Below are 17228 nucleotides of genomic sequence, written 5' to 3' on the forward strand. Positions count from 1 at the left end.
TCTCGAAACATGGCTCCTCTATTCATTTCCAACAATGCACAACTGACGGACTGATTGCCCAATCTAACCCGATTACTACCTACCTCACGTGATTGCATGCAGGATTGATGGATTGCTTCCTCGGAGCTAAAAACCAGCGGAGTGAGTAAAAATACAACGGGAAACGAAACAACCGCTGCTGTGAGAACGGCGATGGGCCGCGATTTTGCTAAGAGAATATCCATATCTCATGAAGTAGCCGTTTACTTCGCTAAAAATCGAAATCTAGACAATAACCTGTATAGTTAGTGAAGTTGCCTTTATTGGAATCCACAGCGTACTTGAAAAATTTTTCTGGACCCACGCAGTCAAGAATCCATGCAGCATTACAGTGCGGAGAGCCATCGCCGTCGAACGTGGTGTGCATATCGCTGTCGGTCTCAAACTTTACAATTTCACCAGGTTGAACATTTGTTCCACAGCGGAATCTACTGTCTATTGACCACTTACTCCATTTCTCGGGCTCCTGTTCGAATTTGCCTCTCGCATTCTCGAGGCCCATTTGGGACGCTGTCTTCCCCAACGCCTTTCCAGCGCCTCCATATTGCATTCGGTATCTGAACCACGAAGCGTTTTGATCCCAATACTCTGAATTACTAAGCAAGTCCTCGACACTGCTAGCCATACTAGCGATGATATCAGAGGGAGTTGTTGCCGTACTTTCTAGCAATTCATCTATGTCGACAAAGAAAGTGCAGTTGTTGTTCGCTGTAGAAGACGCCCCTTCATCGCAGACGATGGGGATTGGCAATCGAATCTTTGGAAGGCGAATACGGAACGCGCCTAGGTAGTCGACGGTTGGTACAATGAAAATATCTCTTTCATTGGAGCTAGTGTAAGTGTTTTGTGCGCTATCGACACTGTCTAAAGGCAATGTTAGACGCAGTGGCTTTTCGAAAAAACTACCTGCGCCAGCTAAACGCAGGTCATTGCTCTTCGCAATGATCTCGTCATCATAGTTTTGTAACTCTAGGCTGTACAGTGACTGCCGGAGTTCAAGTTCAGATTCGGGAGGAAGATTGTTGTTTGCATTTCTTCCTAGCCAATACTCCCTCCAGTGACGCTGAACGATTATAGACAGTGGTCCTGATGCAAGGTTTGGAACCTTAAACTTCAAATCTAGTCTTCTCGCTGTTGGAGAGTCGGGATCATTTTGTATATTGAGTTCGTAAAGTGTTGGGTAGGGGACTGCCAGTATCTCCGCTCCATATTTTGTACCTGGCTCAAAGAACTCGTACTTTACCAATGGGCCGTGTAGCTGTTTTGAGTCACTTGGAACAGAGCCGGTGTTCTGGATCATCTGCCATTCAACCCCTGTCGCGCTCGGCAGAGGTGGCAAGAGTGGCTCAATACTTGGAATTAAATGCTTTATGCTGCGATACGAATCAACATGTACCCTTAAGGGTTTGATGTACCCTCGAGCGCTTTTTTCAGCCAGACTTTCCTCCCACTTCACGCATGCGTTCTGAGTAACGTTTTCAAGCGCTGTATTCCTCACATCTTCTTGCTGGAAAACGTCTACTTTTGCTAGTGCTTCTAAACACGTACCCTCTGCAGTCGCCGCCTGAATGGCACTATAGCCACCTGCAATTGTCAAGATTTGTTGACGCTTGCTCGTGTGTTGATTCAATGTTTCCCGCATTTTCGCGTCGATTTTTGTGTACGAGCCGCTGGTCAACAAACTACTGGCACTAGCGCGTAGCTCGCGCTCTTCGGCCTCATTCAGACCTTGTGTAACGAAACGATAATAGGTTTCTGACCCCATTAGGGTTCCAAATTCGATTTGATTAACGAAGCCATCACCGTAAGTGAGCTTAAAGTTATTCCTGGCGACTTCGGGTTCTGTTTCCGCTCGCGCGATGAGGTTTTGCACATCTGTTGACAAGCAGCTCCCATCTTTGCAGTTGAGAAGAAGGCTGTATTTCAACTCACAGCTGATATCAGCTATAGCTTCTCGTGTCGTCGTTATTCTTCTTTCATCTTCAAAATTGTTGCGATAAAGCGATTGGTTGACTCTTGCAGCGATGGAAAAGTACGGGCTGTCGACGCTCGCTGAGGCATAAGCCGCGCTCTTATCCACGGTAGCGGTGTGAGACGTTGTCTCGTCGTTAACTGTTTTCCAATTGAGTGCTCCAGAGAAACTATCAGTTGAGCATGTCATCGATTGTCGTATTTCGTCGGAGAAAATAAACGCAGTGCCAGCTTTTGAAAGCTCGTCGAGGTTTACCCCCTTGCCTAGAGAGTAGCGTTCGAATTCGCTCTTGCTAGCACTATCACCCTCAACCTCATAGGGATAATATCCGGAGTTTAGTACTTTCACAGGCAATACTATCGAGCCCTGTTCGGACTGTTGCCCAAAGGCTGTAGCTGCCAGCGAAATCAAACAAGGAAAGAATACTAGTTGCGTTAATCGGGTGCTGTGGAGCATCGCGCTGTGCCTTAATACAAAAATGATTCGATGTAGTCGCTTTATTTAGCGTCTCTGTACCAATATATGTGTAATTTTGAGCCAGGGCCGTAAAATTGACAGCGGTTATTTGCTAGTCAACATCGTCCAGCCACCACTCACAAGGTGTTTCAGGCGCTGATGCCATGCATACCTTGCACTGGTCTGCTGAGCCTGCAGCGTTGCACACGCCCATCGTCGTCTCTGGCTCGGTTGTCTTCAACGTCTGATCACCGGAGTACATGATGTCTTCACTGGGCATGCATACCCACTTTGCCATGCATCCTACGTTGACTGGCGCGAAGTTTTCCCCGGAGCGCCAGACGCCTTCTTGTTTCTCTTGTGCGAAAGCCGTTCCTAACCCTAGTGCTACTACAGTTGCCAATAAAGCTTTCAGAATCTTCTGGTACGATGTCATTTGTCAAATCTCCTTAAATGCAAGTAAAGGGGTCTTACTGGTTGGGTTGGCTTGCTGTACTTGACCGGCCAGATGAAGTCCGGACCTCGCACCGGTGCCCTATCGCCGGATCGTTTTTCATGTCGCAGTAGGTCTCCGCGACCTCTTTGGTCTGCCCCGTCAGACCATGCTCGGGAAGGTTTTCATCATCGGGATCTATACAAACCGCGTCGTACAACGCGATCTCCTGCGCCGTCGCTGTATGTGAAATAAAAAATAATGCGAGAACTAACAAAAAGGCGGCTACCAAAGCATTAGCGGGCCGGAACTCTGGAGGCTCAGCAAGAACAGGTGTCTGTCGGACGCGATTACTGTCACCGTTGTATAAAGGTCTACACAGGCTTCCGCTGTTTGATAAAGCTTTGGGCTGAACTGATTTGACAATCGGCATTGATCGCAATCCTTTGCTTGGGTGGTCGCTGGCCCTAACTGTCCACATTTTCTGTATCTCGAGTTTTATAGGGGAATGATTGAAAAAAATCAATGAAAACCCATTAGCCCGAGCAAGCTCGTTCAATCTGCGCACCAGAATGACGCACCGCGCTCTGCTCGAGAAAAAATCGGCAGTTCTTCTGTTGCAGGCAGCAAGTGCTCGATCGGCACCAGTTGGGAGGCTGCTTCGAGTATGCCGAGCGCAGTGTGTGCGTCACTTTCCTGGCTGGCCATTTCAATAAGGGCAGCGCCCACATTGTAACCGCCCACTTCAGTCAGCTTTTTCAAAGCGGCAGGCGAGCCAGGGTCTTCCCGCCTTACCCCCTCGAGTAAGGCTGAGAGGATGTCACCGTTCGACACCTGGCAGTCGATGGCCTCAACCGCCGCACAGAAAGCTGACCAGTCATCGCTCTCCAAACCGTTCAGGATCAGTTGCCTGGCTTGATGCATAGTAGCTTCACCGGTAAGCAACTCCACCGCTAAGGCCTGAGCGTCTCTCCCACTCATAAAATGATCACTTACACCGGACCTGCCGCACCAAGGCAGCAGCTTTCTGAGATACCAGTGCTTAGTACGAGCTGAGCAATTGGCGATAGCCGCCACTCCAGCCTTGGTGACCATCGCTGCGTCAGCAAGCAACATAAGCTCCCATATTGCACCCACGTAGCGCTCGTCTTTCCGCGTACCCAAGCCGGCAATGAGGCCCTGCAAATATCGCAGATTTGAATAAGGAGCGCCTTCCTGCTCGGACTGTGTAGGGCTAGTGAAATCGTCAATTAGCGCACCAACCCGCGTGTCGCACGCGTAGCTGGCGAGTATGCGAATCGCTTCTTCTCGACTCAGTACGCACTCACTGCCGAGACATCTTTCAGCCATGTCCAGTAGCCGTGGGTTCGCAGCTAGCTCTGCAACTTGTAGGGCACGCCATCCAACATCTGCACGGCCGGGCCGTGGTTCGGCCTCGCGCTCCACCAACCGGGACAGTTTTTCTCTCTCCATAGCCTGGGGAAAGATTTCGATGGCATCGAACGCGGGTACGCTACCACCAGCCTCTTGCAAGTCGCGTTCAGCGAAGTCAACGGCAAGAGGATGACGCCGCGCCACCAGAGCAGCCAGGGCCCCATAGAACGTGTTTCCGTAACGCTCAGAGCCCTGCCCGCAGATCCACAGCAGCATCTCCAGTGCTTGGGGTAGGTCGCAGGTTGATAACGCGCGGACGGCGTTGTTAAGCTCTACGGACTGGGGCTGTTGCAGATACCTCCTGATCATCAGTAAATGCCTCGAGCTGAGCTGCGATCCCAATGACTCCAGCGCAAGGCCGACCCATGTCTCGTCCAATGGCAACAGCACGTCCATCAATCGGTCCACCAGAGCCGGTTCGCCCCACGTCACAAAAGAACGCGCCACTTCCTCCAGATACATATCCGAGTAACGGCTCGCTTCAAGGAAGTCCAGAGCGAGATCAATACACGTCGGGTGGCCAAGTTGGTGAGCAGTTTTAAGTGCCGCCAGCCGCAGTTCGATGGGCCTACAACTGGAAGTGGCCAGGGCTTCCAGGGCGGCCATTAAGTTGCCGAATGTAGGCTCCAGTTCCAAGCTCTCTGGGTCGTGGCCCGAGCTGCTGATATGCATCAATCCCTCACCACCATACGAATGACAGCGAGGCGAGAGAGAAGCGGCGCAGCTGAGCGCGTGCAGCGTTGCCTCGACCACTTCATCGCTGGTATTACTAAGAGCGGGTAGCGCGAGCTTTAGCTCAATGGGCAACCGGCAGGTATCCAGGCTTCGAATCAAAGCCGCCTTGACCAACCCCTCGCTCGACTCTATCGCGGCCTCTATAGTCGCCTGGAAGCGAATTCGGAATGCCGAGGGATCCGCCTGGACGAGCACCGTGATGAAATCCGCCATAGCCGCCGGGGACATGTCATGGATACACGAGAGTTTCAATTTGCTGGGTTGAATCTGGACTTTCACTGTTCGCTCTCCTATAACGCCCACTGTCTGGCTACGGGAGAACGTATGATCGAGCAATGTTTCTCAAACTGGGCTCAAAAACTGCTCGCCCTAGTGTGAGCGTTGGAGGAATTGAATTCTGTTGGCCAGCATCAGCTCCAGCAGCACCAGGTCTTCCCTCGTCACCTCGCTACCGTACTGGGCTTGCATCTCTGCCGGATTCACGCACAGCAGGGAAGCTGCAGCGGGCTTCCTGCCAGAGGTGGGCTCGGGCTTCAGGGAAAGCTTGAAGGCCCTGCCCTCGGCTGGCTGTTTGACACGGACGGCATGACCCGAGGTGACTCTCCAGGTCCCAGCGAGGATAGTCTCCCCACCGGTTTGCTCTGGCTTGAATTTGCAATAGGGCTCAAAAATGGTCAAAGGCTCACAGGTTGGATGCAGTTCGACCACCCCGGCTTCATCGCGCTTTTGGTGCACCGATGGACCACCTTTTAGGCAGCGCCGCTCGCCGTAGTAGTACAGCGCCTCCCAATCCGATTGAGGCTCTGCGGCAACACGGATTGCAAGGCGGGCTTCAACCAATAGTCGCTCAATATCGACCGATGCATCCATGACGGCAACATTCCGCAACTTGGCCTTGTCCTGGAATGAACTACATGCAACGAGGCCGAGCATGCTGATTACGATCAGCCAGCCAGCAATTCTATTGACTGTATCACCGACTTTTCTCAACCCCACAGTGGCCAACCAATCCATCACACTACCAACTCCGTCACTCTCCCAAGTTGGAAGAAGATTGTAGCTAATATGCCCCGGCATGGTGCATAGGCAGTGCATCCGCTGCCGAGGCACAGAAATACCGGCGCCCGTAGGGCACCGTCTGAACCGTTTGAAGAACAATACCGCATACTATTTCAGCAGCCTTTTCGCCACTGTGAACAACGATGGATCCCGGGCACAGGGCAGCGCTATCTGGTCTCCTGCCCTTCTGGTAGACGTCAAACATCTGCACTGAGTCAATGGTTTCTCCCACTCGACCCTTCCCGCTGCTATAACGCGGCTCGAGCCCGTGTGTGCCGGCACTGGACCGCTCGAATACGATAGCGGCGCCTAGGTTGTAGCCGATCACGGCACAATCACTGGGTATTTCTCGATCCCGACTGGCTGAAAGCAAACTCACCGCGCCCTGTAACCTATCCGCATCTATGCTGGAGATATTGCCCCTATAGCTCAAGGTGGTCAGCAGGGCGTGTCTCCGTGGTCCTGCATCCAGTTCAACTGGCTCTATTCGAGCCAGCTGCGAGGCGAACGGCCCATACAGAATATAGATGTCCCTTCCCGCGTGACCCTGGAGTACGGCCGTGGGTACAACCGCTTTGCCTGCAACGCCAGCATAGAAGGCCGAACCGATAACATCAAGACGGATTCGGCTGACATCTGATTCACCAACGCAGACAGGCATTACTATGTTAGAAATTGCCATGCTGCTCCTTCCAGCGTTTGGCTCGGGCTTGGGCCATGCCAACCTTGAGGCAAGCCGGCACGCAGAGCAGAGGAAAACGCATCATCAACACTTGCCCGGCAGTGTAGCGCTAGCAACCTCAAGGGAACCTCAATCCAGGTCGGCTTTTGCTATCAGATACTTCACAGGGACTGGACGCGCGTCTAGTCTGACAACCTCACGAAAACGATCTAGACAACCTTTCGGCTGGAGGCTCATGAATAAGAGAGTTCGGACACGAGTGCTCCACCTGATGGCCTTTGCAAGCGGAAGTGCACTGGCGATGGCCTTTTTTATCTCCCAGTGCTGGTTCCTCCTATCTGACTACGTTGGAACCAGGGCAATCGATTGTGTATGGCGGTATGAAGACAGCTGGTATGACAACTGCTCCTTCTACTATTCCGAAGCAAGCTCGTGGTTCATCATTGGGCGGATAATCGACGAAACCTGGTTCTGGCTTTATGTGATGGGCGGCCTGGGGAGCACCCTCACAGTCGCGTTTAGTCTCTTTCTTCTGGCCGGGGAGGCATTGCGAAGAAGTAAAATCTTTCTGCGCCATGACAAACGGTGAACCGAGACGGGCTCTACTTGATTGCAAAACTGTCACCCGCCAACACTTTCGAATTCTCGCTAAGTTTATTGCCGACCTCGGTTGCTGCGTCATAGAGAACGGCGAAGCGCCAGCGGTAGTGTGCTGTCATGCGCGAGGCACTGCTCGCAGATGAAATACTCGAAATCCCGATCACCGCTGGCGACCACGGTGCCGCATGGCGGCTGCTCAAAGAAACCCGAGGCCGAGTTTTCCAGATTGCGAAGAGCTGGCAGGAGCATGAGGCCTTCTACTGGCCCATGTACCTCTAGAGCCCAGATCGCTGGCTGTCCGCATCCGGTGAATAGCAAAAATTCCCATGTTAGTTCCATTTCGGGCCCTACCAACCACATGGAAAACAAGCACACGAGGCCAAATGCAGCACCGCATACCCAGAAGGCGAAAGAGGGGTCTATGCCCATTGCATCAAGCAGGATCGTGAGCAGCACAGTAGCCATCCCGACTAACAGCATAATCTTTAGTCGCATCCAGTGTTACCTCCCTCATTCTCAGACAGGGGAGCCTACCGGCCTGGCCCTCAAAAATTCCTCAAGTGGAGACTCATACCAAGGCATGGGTTACGAGCACGATAACGGCGCATACATGAGCGGCTGGCGGCTCGTTGGAAAAAAAGGTAGGTAGCGACACAATATGCTTTGTTTGTTCGGCGATTGTCACTGGCTATCAGCGATAGCAATAACTCGGCGATTTAGACTGGAAAGCCCACCCGGTATGGGACAAATAGAGTTTTATGGGACACGCACAAAAAAGCCCCGCATTGCGAGGCTTCTAAGCCACTGTTTGCACAGTGATATTGGTGGGTCGTGCTGGATTCGAACCAGCGACCAATTGGTTAAAAGCCAACTGCTCTACCAACTGAGCTAACGACCCTCAGAAGAGGTGGGTATCTTACGGATTTGAACTCAAAACTCAAGACCCGGCCGGTTTTTTTTCTGACGGCGAAAAGCGACGGGAATCAGTGGCTTAGATGTAGCGAGTTGGGTCATCTACGCCAATATCCAGGAATCCCTGGCGGCGCAGGCGGCAGCTGTCGCATTTGCCGCAGGCCAGGCCGTCCGGCGTTGCCTGGTAGCAGGACACGGTCAAGGCGTAATCCACACCGAGTTTCAGTCCATTGCGAATGATATCACCCTTGCCGAGTTGCATCAGCGGCGTATGCAGGGTCGTTTTACTGCCCTCCACGCCGGCACGTGTGGCCAGGTTGGCCATATCCTCGAACGCGGCAATGAATTCGGGACGGCAGTCGGGGTATCCGGAGTAATCCACCGCATTGACACCGATAAAAATGTCCCGAGCCTCCAGCACCTCGGCCCAGCCCAGCGCGATAGACAGGAAAATCGTATTGCGGGCTGGCACATAGGTCACCGGAATGCCCTCGGTGGCCGCTTCGGGCACGGCGATACTGGCATCGGTCAGTGCCGAACCGCCAATGCTGTCCAGGTTGAGCGTCACCACCTTGTGCTCTACATCACCGAGAGAAGCCGAGACCCTCTCGGCAGCGGCCAGTTCGGCACGATTCCGCTGCCCGTAATCAAAGCTCAGCGTGTAACAGGCGTAGCCACTGTCCCGGGCCATTGCCAGCACCGTGGTGGAGTCCAGTCCGCCTGAAACCAGGATTACAGCTCGCTTCTCGCCCATGTTCAGTGCCCCCGCTGGTCGTCCCATAAAATCTTGTGTAGTTGCAGTTGCATTCGCACAGGCAGGCGGTCCTGCAGTATCCACTCGGCGAGTTGCCTGCCTGACAGGTCAGCGTGACTGGGTGAAAACAGCACATCGGCAACGCGATCCGCCAGTTTCAACTCATCCAGTTTGAAGCGCGCCCACTCGTAATCTTCGCGGTCACAGATGACAAACTTGACCTGGTCCTGACTGCGCAGGCGGGGGACATTGTCGTAGTCGTTGCGCTGCATTTCGCCAGAGGCAGGCGTCTTGAGGTCGAGCACCGATACCACGCGGCTATCCACCCCCTCCAGACTCATGGCACCGCCGGTCTCCAACGAGACCTCGTACCCTGCATCGCAGAGCTGCGTGAGCAGCGGCAGGCAGTTGGGTTGCGCCAAGGGCTCGCCACCGGTCACGGTAACGTAGGCTGGCTGATACTCCGCCACACGGGCAAGGATGTCTTGAATGGCCATAAGCTCGCCACCGGTGAAGGCATATTCAGTGTCGCAATAGGTACAGCGCAGCGGACAACCGGTCAGGCGCACAAATACGGTGGGCAAGCCCATGGTCCGGGTCTCGCCCTGTAGCGAATAGAAGATCTCGGTGATGCGCAGGGCATCCTCACTGTGCACCAGACTGGACATGGGCTAAACCGCGTGCGGGCTAAAAGTTCTCTTGCAGGAAGTCGCGAGACAGTTGTACCGCGGAGCTATTGGTGCTGCCGTATTCACTCACGACACGCTCCAGGTACTCTCGGGACTTTTCACGATTACCCTTCAGAAACTGTACCTTGCCCAGCTTGTACATCGCATCCGGCGCCTTGGGGTTGTCCGGATACTGACTCAGCAGCAGTGTGAATGACTGCCGGGAAGATTCCAGGTCCGGCGGGGCAATCACCAGGTACAACTCTCCCAGCCAGTAGTGGGCATTAGCCGCATACCTGCCATCAGGGTAATCACGGAGAAATTGCCGAAATGCATCCACGGCCTGGTCAAACTGCTGCCCCCTGACCAATGAGTAGGCGCTGCGATATGCATCGGCCTCACCGGGCAGCTCAGCACCCTTGCCGCCCGCCGCAGCGCCGGGGCCTGCCACCGGAGCGGCGACTACGGGTGAGGCATTGCCGCCATTACTGGCGGGCGCTGCGCCACCGGCACCCACGGCACTCAGCCGTTTGTCCAGATCGACATAGCGTTCGAGGCTCTGTGACTTCAGTTTACGCAGTTCGTTGGCCTGTTCTTCCACCATCCCGTTGAGCCGCATCACCTCCTGTTGCAATTGCTGCATCTGCAGGTAAATCGTGCCCAGGTTCTGGCCTCCGGAACTGGCTGCCGGGGCACGCGGGCTTGAGGCTGGCGCCGCCGGTCCGGCCGAGGGTGCATTGTTGACGCCGTAACTGGTGGCCGGGTAGGCCTGCGCCGGTTGTACACCGTAAGGATCGCGCTGACCCACAGACGACGGTGTCGAGGTCGGGGCTGCGGGCGCAGTTTGCTCACCCCGCTCTGCCTCGAGATCTATGTAGTCCTGGGCCTGGGCCATGAAGCACAACGGGCCGGTCACAAGGACCAGCCCGCTCGCCACAAGCAATTTGCTCATGTGTAATGCCATAGGCGGTTTACTTCAGCTCGACGCGCCGGTTCTGGGACCAGTTGGACTCCCCTGAACCGTAGGCGAGAGGTCGTTCTTCACCGTAGCTGACGGTTTCGATACGGTAGCTGGGAATGCCATTCACAACCATGTAGTCACGCACCGCGTTGGCGCGTCGCTCACCCAGGGCCATGTTGTACTCACGGGTACCGCGCTCATCGGTGTGGCCTTCGAGGCGGATCGTCGCTTCCGTGCCCTGCAGCGCGGCAATGTGGGCGTCCAGGGCCTCAACTGCTTCCGGCTTCAGGTTGTAGCTGTCGAAATCGAAATAGAAGACATTGCCGAATGCTGCGGCCTGCTCCTGCAGACGCGTTTGTTCAGCCTGGGCGGCAGCAGCAGCCTGCTGCTCGGCTTGCGCTGCGGCAGCAGCAGCTGCGGCGGCTGCGGCAGCCTCTTCTTCTTCCTTCTTGGAGCTACCGGAACAAGCTGCCAGAAAAGCTGCAGTGAACAGCACGGTTACAATTTTACCGGCAACAGGTAGATGTTTCATATTACCATTCCTTCAAGTACGTAGTTATATAACGTTTGTGTCGAGCCGGACTATCGACTCATATAAGGTGACCAAGCCGGCTCGCGCACATCGCCATCCCGCGAGGGCAACCGGAATTTCACTCCCCCATCAACCGAGACCGCAGCAAGAATGCCGCGACCTGCGTGTTTCGTTGCGTACAATACCATAGAGCCATTGGGCGCGATACTGGGACTTTCATCCAATTGGGTAGAAGTGAGCACCTGCAAACGGTTTGTCACCAGGTCCAGTATAGCGATGTGGAAACGTCCGCTCTGCTGGTGCACCAGGACCACGTTGCGACCATCCTGGGCCACCCTCGCCCGGGCGTTGTAGGAGCCCTCGAATGTCACCCGCTCCGTGGTTCCGGTACGCAGGTCATAGCGATAGATTTGCGGCCTGCCACCCCGGTCAGAAGTGAACAACAGGGACCGACCATCCGGCATCCACGTCGGCTCCGTGTCAATGGCGTAATGCCGGGTCACCCGGGTCAGCTGCTTGGTACGCAGGTTCATCAGGTAGATATCGGGGCTGCCGTCCTTGGACAGCACCATCGCCATGGTATTGCCATCCGGGGACCAGGCCGGGGCGCCGTTGAGGCCCTTGAAATTGGTCAGCTGTTCGCGAGCACCGGTGGCCAGGTTCTGGCGGTAGATGGCCGGCCGCCCGGTTTCGAAGGAAACATAGGAGATCTGGGTGCCATCGGGCGACCATCCCGGCGCCAGCACGGGTTCCCGAGATTCAAGCAGCACGATGGGGCGGGCGCCATCGGAGTCCGCCAGGGTCAGGCGGTAGTAATCCTTGCCTCCCGGATTCCGGGTCACAGAAACGTACAACAGCCGCGTTGCAAAGGCGCCGGGAATACCTGTCAGTTTCTCATACACCGCATCGGCCACGCGGTGTGCCAGCATTCGCGCTTCATTCGCCGGCCCGGTGACATTGCCGCTGTGCACCTGCTGCTGGCGATTCACGTCGTACAACTCGTACTCCACGCGCATGTCCGCGCCCTGGGCCACTACTCGGCCTATCAGCAGGTATTCCGACTGGATTGCGCGCCAGTCCCGGTAAAAGATTTCACTCTGGTTGCTGGGCCTGCCAAGCATGGCCGAACGCTCCACAGGCGCAAACTGGCCGCTGCGTGCCAGGTCAGCATCCACGACCAGCGCAACGTCCTCCGGTGCAGTGCCCGGACCCTGCCAGGCAAACGGGACCACCGCTATCGCCGTGGGATTATCAATGCCCTGGGTGATCTCAATAGTAAGTTGGGCTCGGGCGTGAAACGCCGTTACCACCAACAACAGGGGCGCCAGGGCCAATATCAGCCTTTTCATCAGTACCGCAAATCCTCTGGTTTGAATAGCAGGCGAAAGCGCCTGAAGTTTTTCTCGAACTCCCGGGTGGGCAGGTTACGCAACTCCGGGAAACTGCCCGCTTTTTCTACCGCGTTCATGGCCGAACGGTCAAATGCTGAATTGCCGCTGCTTTTCAGTACACTCACACTGACCACTTCCCCCGTGGGCACCAGTTGGATCTGCAGCAGGGCCTCCATGCCGTTGCGGGCGCTCGGCGGCCGGTTCCAGTAGTTGGTCACCGTCTGCTGTATCAGGGCAGCATAACTGGCAGCCATCTCCTCGGCCGTCGCGGTTGCCTCCAGCACCTCCTCTTCCTCGTCCAGCGCCCGGGCCAGGTCCGCACGGGTAATCGCCGCCAGCTCCTGCTCGGTAATGCGCGTCTCCGGCTTCGGTTCCACCTTTGGCTGGACCGGCTTGGGCTTGGCCGCGGGCTTGGGCACCACTTTCGGCGCGGGCTTCGGTTTGGGCTTGGCCACAGGTTTGGGTTTTGCCGCGGCGGTCTTGGGCTTGGCCTGCGCTTTGGGTTTCGGTTTGGGCTTGGGCTTCGGCTGGAACTCGCTGACGTCCACCAGGCGCGCGTTGATCACTTTCGGGGCTGGTTTGACCTTTATCACCTCGGGCTCCGTCGTCACCCAGTTCATGGTGAGCGCTGCCACCAGCAGGCCATGAAGAGCCAGGGAGGCCAGCGCAGGACGCACCACCACGCGCGGTGCAACGGGTCTGCCATAAAGCGATTCCGTGGTCACTGCGGGTTCTCGGTTACCAGGCCGACACTGGGCGCACCGGCCTGCTGTAATGCCACCATCACTGTTACCACCTCTCCGTAGGGCACGGCCTCGTCACCCCAGATCAAGACCGGTTTCTCGGGGTTGCGCTGCATCACCTTGGACACACGATCCCTGATTGTCGCCAGGGCGAGAACCTGCTCTTCATTGCCCAGGTTCAGAAACAGCTCGCCGTTGGCGTTGACCGACACGATCAACGGCTCGCTGTCCTGGTTTTCCACCGGGTCCGCGGCGGCCTCGGGCAGGTCCACTTTGACGCCCTGCATCAGCATTGGCGCCGTCACCATAAAGATGATCAACAGTACCAGCATCACGTCGATGTAGGGCACCACGTTGATTTCTGACATGGGCTTACGCTTGCCGCGGGTTCTGCTCACCTGGCCCTACCCCGCCTGCTTTTCACGTGCCCGCAGGGCATAGGCCTGGCGGGAAAGAATGCTGGAAAATTCGTCTACGAAGGTGTCATAGCGGTTGCTGAAAACATCGACACGAGCCGAAAAGCGGTTGTATGCCAACACCGCGGGTATTGCGGCGAACAGGCCCATGGCCGTGGCCACCAGTGCTTCGGATATACCCGGTGCCACCGTGGCCAGGGTGGCCTGGGTGGCATTGGCCAGACCGCGGAAGGAGTGCATGATGCCCCAGACCGTGCCAAACAGGCCTATGTAGGGGCTGGTCGAGCCGACCGAGGCCAGGAACGGCAGGTGCCGTTCCAGGCGTTCTTCCTCACGCATCAGCGCCACCCGCATGGCCCGGCGAGACCCTTCCAGCATCGCTTCCGAGTCCATTTCAGCCTGCTGCGCCAGACGCGAGAACTCCTTGAATCCGGCGCGGAAAATGCTTTCCATGCCCAGGATGGCATGGCCGTCTGCGGCCTTTTCATTGCCCTCGCGATACAGCTGGGCCAGGTCGATTCCCGACCAGAAGCGCTCCTCAAAGTCATACATCTCGTCGCGGGCGTTGCGCAGGTATATGAAACGCTGGACGATCATGTACCAGGACAGAAAAGACGCGCCCATGAGAATGGCCATGACCATCTGCACGGTAAAGCTGGCCTGCAACACCAGGTCTATCAGGCTTAGTTGTTCTTCCAATTCAGGTTCCTCAGTTGCTTCATTCAGTGAAGGGCGCCAGCCTCTCCAGCATTTGTTCGGGTATGCGCCGGGGCTTGACGCCGGCGCGATCGACACAGGCAATGGTCACATCACCCCTGGCCAGCACCTGCCCGCTGCGCTGCACGGTTTGCTGCATGCGCATGGAAGCGCCTTTCAGTGCCACCAGGCACACCGTGGCGGTGAGCTCATCGTCCAGCTGTGCGGGTGCCACATATTTCACGGCCACATCGCGGACCACAAACATCAGGTCGTGATTGAAGATATAGTCCTTGCCAAAACCCTGCGCCCGCATGAATTCGGTACGTGCGCGCTCCATGAACTTCAGGTAATTGACATAGTAAACAATGCCCCCGGCATCCGTGTCCTCGATATAGACTCGCAGCGGCAGGGAAAATTCCTCCGCGGCCATCAGATGTCGTTCCCCTCGCCCAGGTCCAGTGGCAGGTTGGCATCTTCACGCCCGCCGGGTTGCGGCAGGCCGAAATGCAGGTAGGCGTTGCGCGTAACCATACGCCCGCGCGGTGTTCGCAGCATGTAGCCCTGCTGTATGAGATAGGGTTCGAGCACGTCCTCGATCGTGCCGCGCTCCTCGGATATCGCCGCAGCCAGGCTGTCCACACCCACTGGCCCGCCGTCGAACTTCTCGATCATGGCCAGCAGCAGGCGCCGGTCCTGGTGGTCAAAGCCCTGCTGGTCCACGCTGAGCATGTCCAGTGCGCGGTCTGCAACCTTGTCCGAGATATGCCCGTCAGCTTTGACTTCCGCGTAATCGCGCACCCGACGCAGCAGGCGATTGGCAATCCGCGGCGTACCTCGGGAGCGGCGCGCGATCTCGGCAGCGCCCTGCTTGTCGATACCGATACCCAGTATATTGGCGGAGCGTTCCACGATATGGGCAAGGTCGGCGACCTCGTAGAACTCCAGGCGCTGCACGATACCGAAACGATCACGCAGTGGCGAAGTCAGCAGCCCGGCACGGGTCGTCGCGCCCACCAGTGTAAAAGGCGGCAGATCCAGCTTGATCGAGCGCGCCGCGGGGCCCTCCCCGATCATGATATCCAGCTGGTAGTCTTCCATCGCCGGATACAGCACTTCTTCCACGAAGGGGCTCAGGCGATGAATCTCGTCGATAAACAGCACATCACCCGGTTCCAGGTTGGTCATCAGTGCGGCGATATCCCCGGCCTTCTCCAGCACTGGTCCCGATGTGGTCTTCAATGACACGCCCATCTCATTGGCAATAATACTAGCCAACGTGGTCTTACCGAGGCCGGGCGGGCCGAAAATAAGGGTATGGTCAAGCGGCTCTTCGCGCCCCCTGGCCGCCTCAAGGAAAATGCTCATCTGCTCGCGTACCGCGCGCTGGCCGACATATTCCTCGAGTGATTTCGGGCGGATTGCCCTGTCCAGGGCATCCTCACGCGGGCCTTCTGCCTCGGGGGCGATAAGGCGATCGGTCTCTATCATCCGCTCACCATGGACTTCAGCGCACGCCGAATCAGCTCTTCGCTGCCTTGAATTGAATCGTCATTGACCGCGGCCACCACTTTCGCGGCCTCGGCAGGCTTGTAACCCAGGGCGATCAACGCGCCCTCGGCGTCGGCAATACTGTCCGACACCGGCGCAGCCGGGGATAGCCCCGCTGCAGACCCGTCGACCTCAATCTGCCCGAGCCAGTCCTTGAGTTTGTCGCGCATTTCGACCAACAGCCGCTCCGCTGTTTTCTTGCCGACGCCGGGCAGCGCCACCAGAGCGCTGATATCGTCCCGTTGCACACAGCGGGCGAAACTGGCGGAGTCCATACCCGAGAGAATGGTCAGCGCCAGCTTGGGGCCGACACCGGTCACCTTGATCAATTGGCGGAACAGGGCGCGGTCGCGCTCGTCCACGAAACCGTACAGCAGTTGCGCGTCCTCACGGACCACGAAGTGGGTGACCAGGGTAACCTCGGCGCCCAGCTCCGGAAGCTGGAACAGCGTGGTCATCGGCACCTGTAATTCGTAACCTACGCCACCTACTTCGACCAGGATATCAGGTGGTTGCTTGTGTGCCAGGGTGCCCCGGATTCTACCTATCATGTGCCGAAACCTAACGCATTCTGCGGCGGCGCACGGATTTCGCGCCAGCCATGTTGATCATACTTTGCCGGGTATGGGCGTGACACAGGGCCGCCGCAAGCGCGTCCGCAGCGTCTTCCTGGGGCTCCGCCGGCAGCTTCAGCAGCACCTTCACCATGTGCTGTACCTGGCCCTTATCCGCGGCCCCGGTACCCACCACTGACTGCTTTATCTGCCGTGCCGAATATTCGGAGACCTCCATGCCCTGGCTCGCACAGGCGACAATGGCCGCCCCCCTGGCCTGGCCCAGTTTCAGCGCCGAGCCGGCGCTTTTGGCCATAAAAACCTGCTCAATGGCCAGCTCCTGGGGGCAGTGCTGCGCCACCAGTTCCGACACACTATCAAAGATAATTTTAAGGCGCGGGGCGAGCTCCCCCTCCGGCAGGCGGATAACCCCGCTGGTGATGTACTCACTGCGACCGGCAACATAGCTGATAATGCCGAAGCCGGTTTTACGGGAACCTGGATCGATTCCCAAAATTAGCGACATGTTATTTCTGCGCCCTGTGCCCCGTTAACGCATTATGTACAAATTTACAGGCCGGGTCAGCATTCGTTGCCATATAAACCCGGCAGACACAGCCCGGCACGCCAAAACCGCCGG

The 17228-nt window shown here is 56.6% G+C and carries 19 protein-coding genes and 1 tRNA gene; 1 reads left to right on the forward strand and 19 read right to left on the reverse strand.

Annotated elements, in window-relative coordinates; genetic code table 11:
• Positions 1-250: 250 nt before the first annotated feature.
• The 5 genes from F0M18_RS13620 to F0M18_RS13640 form a co-directional block, all read right to left on the reverse strand.
• Positions 251-2467 carry a hypothetical protein gene (locus F0M18_RS13620; protein WP_149611998.1) on the reverse strand — a complete coding sequence of 739 codons (2217 nt, stop codon included), beginning with the start codon at positions 2465-2467 and terminating at the stop codon, positions 251-253.
• A 112-nt stretch (positions 2468-2579) separates the two neighbouring features.
• Positions 2580-2903 (reverse strand): hypothetical protein, encoded by a 324-nt coding sequence (locus F0M18_RS13625; RefSeq protein WP_149611999.1) that lies wholly within the window; start codon positions 2901-2903, stop codon positions 2580-2582.
• 34 nt (positions 2904-2937) lie between these two features.
• Positions 2938-3333 (reverse strand): hypothetical protein, encoded by a 396-nt coding sequence (locus F0M18_RS13630; RefSeq protein WP_149612000.1) that lies wholly within the window; start codon positions 3331-3333, stop codon positions 2938-2940.
• A 122-nt stretch (positions 3334-3455) separates the two neighbouring features.
• Positions 3456-5348, reverse strand: coding sequence for a hypothetical protein (locus F0M18_RS13635; protein WP_149612001.1), 1893 nt, complete (start codon positions 5346-5348; stop codon positions 3456-3458).
• A 90-nt stretch (positions 5349-5438) separates the two neighbouring features.
• Positions 5439-6083, reverse strand: a complete 645-nt coding sequence (locus tag F0M18_RS13640) for a hypothetical protein (RefSeq protein WP_149612002.1) — start codon at positions 6081-6083, stop codon at positions 5439-5441.
• 962 nt (positions 6084-7045) lie between these two features.
• On the opposite strand from F0M18_RS13640, the gene F0M18_RS13645 reads away from it, so the two are divergent.
• Positions 7046-7399, forward strand: coding sequence for a hypothetical protein (locus F0M18_RS13645; RefSeq protein WP_149612003.1), 354 nt, complete (start codon positions 7046-7048; stop codon positions 7397-7399).
• 89 nt (positions 7400-7488) lie between these two features.
• On the opposite strand, the gene F0M18_RS13650 is transcribed toward F0M18_RS13645, so the two are convergent.
• From F0M18_RS13650 to ruvC, 14 genes are all read right to left on the reverse strand, one after another.
• Positions 7489-7905: a hypothetical protein gene (locus F0M18_RS13650; RefSeq protein ID WP_149612004.1), complete on the reverse strand. Its 417-nt coding sequence runs from the start codon at positions 7903-7905 to the stop codon at positions 7489-7491.
• Positions 7906-8232: 327 nt separating this feature from the next.
• A tRNA-Lys gene (locus tag F0M18_RS13655) sits at positions 8233-8308 on the reverse strand.
• A gap of 93 nt (positions 8309-8401) precedes the next feature.
• Positions 8402-9076, reverse strand: coding sequence for a 7-cyano-7-deazaguanine synthase QueC (gene queC / locus F0M18_RS13660; RefSeq protein ID WP_149612005.1), 675 nt, complete (start codon positions 9074-9076; stop codon positions 8402-8404).
• Positions 9077-9078: 2 nt separating this feature from the next.
• A complete protein-coding gene (gene queE / locus F0M18_RS13665) occupies positions 9079-9744 on the reverse strand; it encodes a 7-carboxy-7-deazaguanine synthase QueE (protein ID WP_149612006.1) in 666 nt (221 codons plus the stop codon).
• A gap of 19 nt (positions 9745-9763) precedes the next feature.
• Complete coding sequence (gene ybgF / locus F0M18_RS13670) at positions 9764-10696, reverse strand: tol-pal system protein YbgF (protein WP_262500952.1); 933 nt, start codon at positions 10694-10696, stop codon at positions 9764-9766.
• A 19-nt stretch (positions 10697-10715) separates the two neighbouring features.
• Entirely contained in the window at positions 10716-11237 is a 522-nt protein-coding gene (pal, locus tag F0M18_RS13675) for a peptidoglycan-associated lipoprotein Pal (protein ID WP_149612008.1), read from the reverse strand.
• A 50-nt stretch (positions 11238-11287) separates the two neighbouring features.
• Positions 11288-12586 carry a Tol-Pal system beta propeller repeat protein TolB gene (gene tolB / locus F0M18_RS13680; RefSeq protein ID WP_188109719.1) on the reverse strand — a complete coding sequence of 433 codons (1299 nt, stop codon included), beginning with the start codon at positions 12584-12586 and terminating at the stop codon, positions 11288-11290.
• A complete protein-coding gene (tolA, locus tag F0M18_RS13685) occupies positions 12586-13353 on the reverse strand; it encodes a cell envelope integrity protein TolA (protein ID WP_149612009.1) in 768 nt (255 codons plus the stop codon). Before tolA ends, tolB begins: the two co-directional genes overlap by 1 nt.
• On the reverse strand, positions 13350-13739 hold the full coding sequence (gene tolR, locus F0M18_RS13690; protein ID WP_149612040.1) for a protein TolR: 390 nt from the start codon (positions 13737-13739) through the stop codon (positions 13350-13352). The genes tolA and tolR overlap by 4 nt, the downstream gene beginning before the upstream one ends.
• 36 nt (positions 13740-13775) lie before the next feature.
• Positions 13776-14486, reverse strand: coding sequence for a protein TolQ (tolQ, locus tag F0M18_RS13695; RefSeq protein ID WP_149612010.1), 711 nt, complete (start codon positions 14484-14486; stop codon positions 13776-13778).
• 19 nt (positions 14487-14505) lie between these two features.
• A complete protein-coding gene (gene ybgC, locus F0M18_RS13700; protein ID WP_149612011.1) occupies positions 14506-14916 on the reverse strand; it encodes a tol-pal system-associated acyl-CoA thioesterase in 411 nt (136 codons plus the stop codon).
• Positions 14916-15974, reverse strand: coding sequence for a Holliday junction branch migration DNA helicase RuvB (gene ruvB / locus F0M18_RS13705; protein WP_149612012.1), 1059 nt, complete (start codon positions 15972-15974; stop codon positions 14916-14918). The genes ybgC and ruvB overlap by 1 nt, the downstream gene beginning before the upstream one ends.
• A complete protein-coding gene (gene ruvA, locus F0M18_RS13710; RefSeq protein ID WP_149612013.1) occupies positions 15971-16585 on the reverse strand; it encodes a Holliday junction branch migration protein RuvA in 615 nt (204 codons plus the stop codon). Before ruvA ends, ruvB begins: the two co-directional genes overlap by 4 nt.
• Before the next feature lie 10 nt (positions 16586-16595).
• Positions 16596-17114 carry a crossover junction endodeoxyribonuclease RuvC gene (gene ruvC / locus F0M18_RS13715; protein WP_149612014.1) on the reverse strand — a complete coding sequence of 173 codons (519 nt, stop codon included), beginning with the start codon at positions 17112-17114 and terminating at the stop codon, positions 16596-16598.
• Positions 17115-17228: the final 114 nt, after the last annotated feature.

It is taken from the genome of Pseudohalioglobus sediminis (assembly GCF_008370495.1).
In the GTDB taxonomy this organism is placed as follows: Bacteria; Pseudomonadota; Gammaproteobacteria; order Pseudomonadales; family Halieaceae; genus Halioglobus.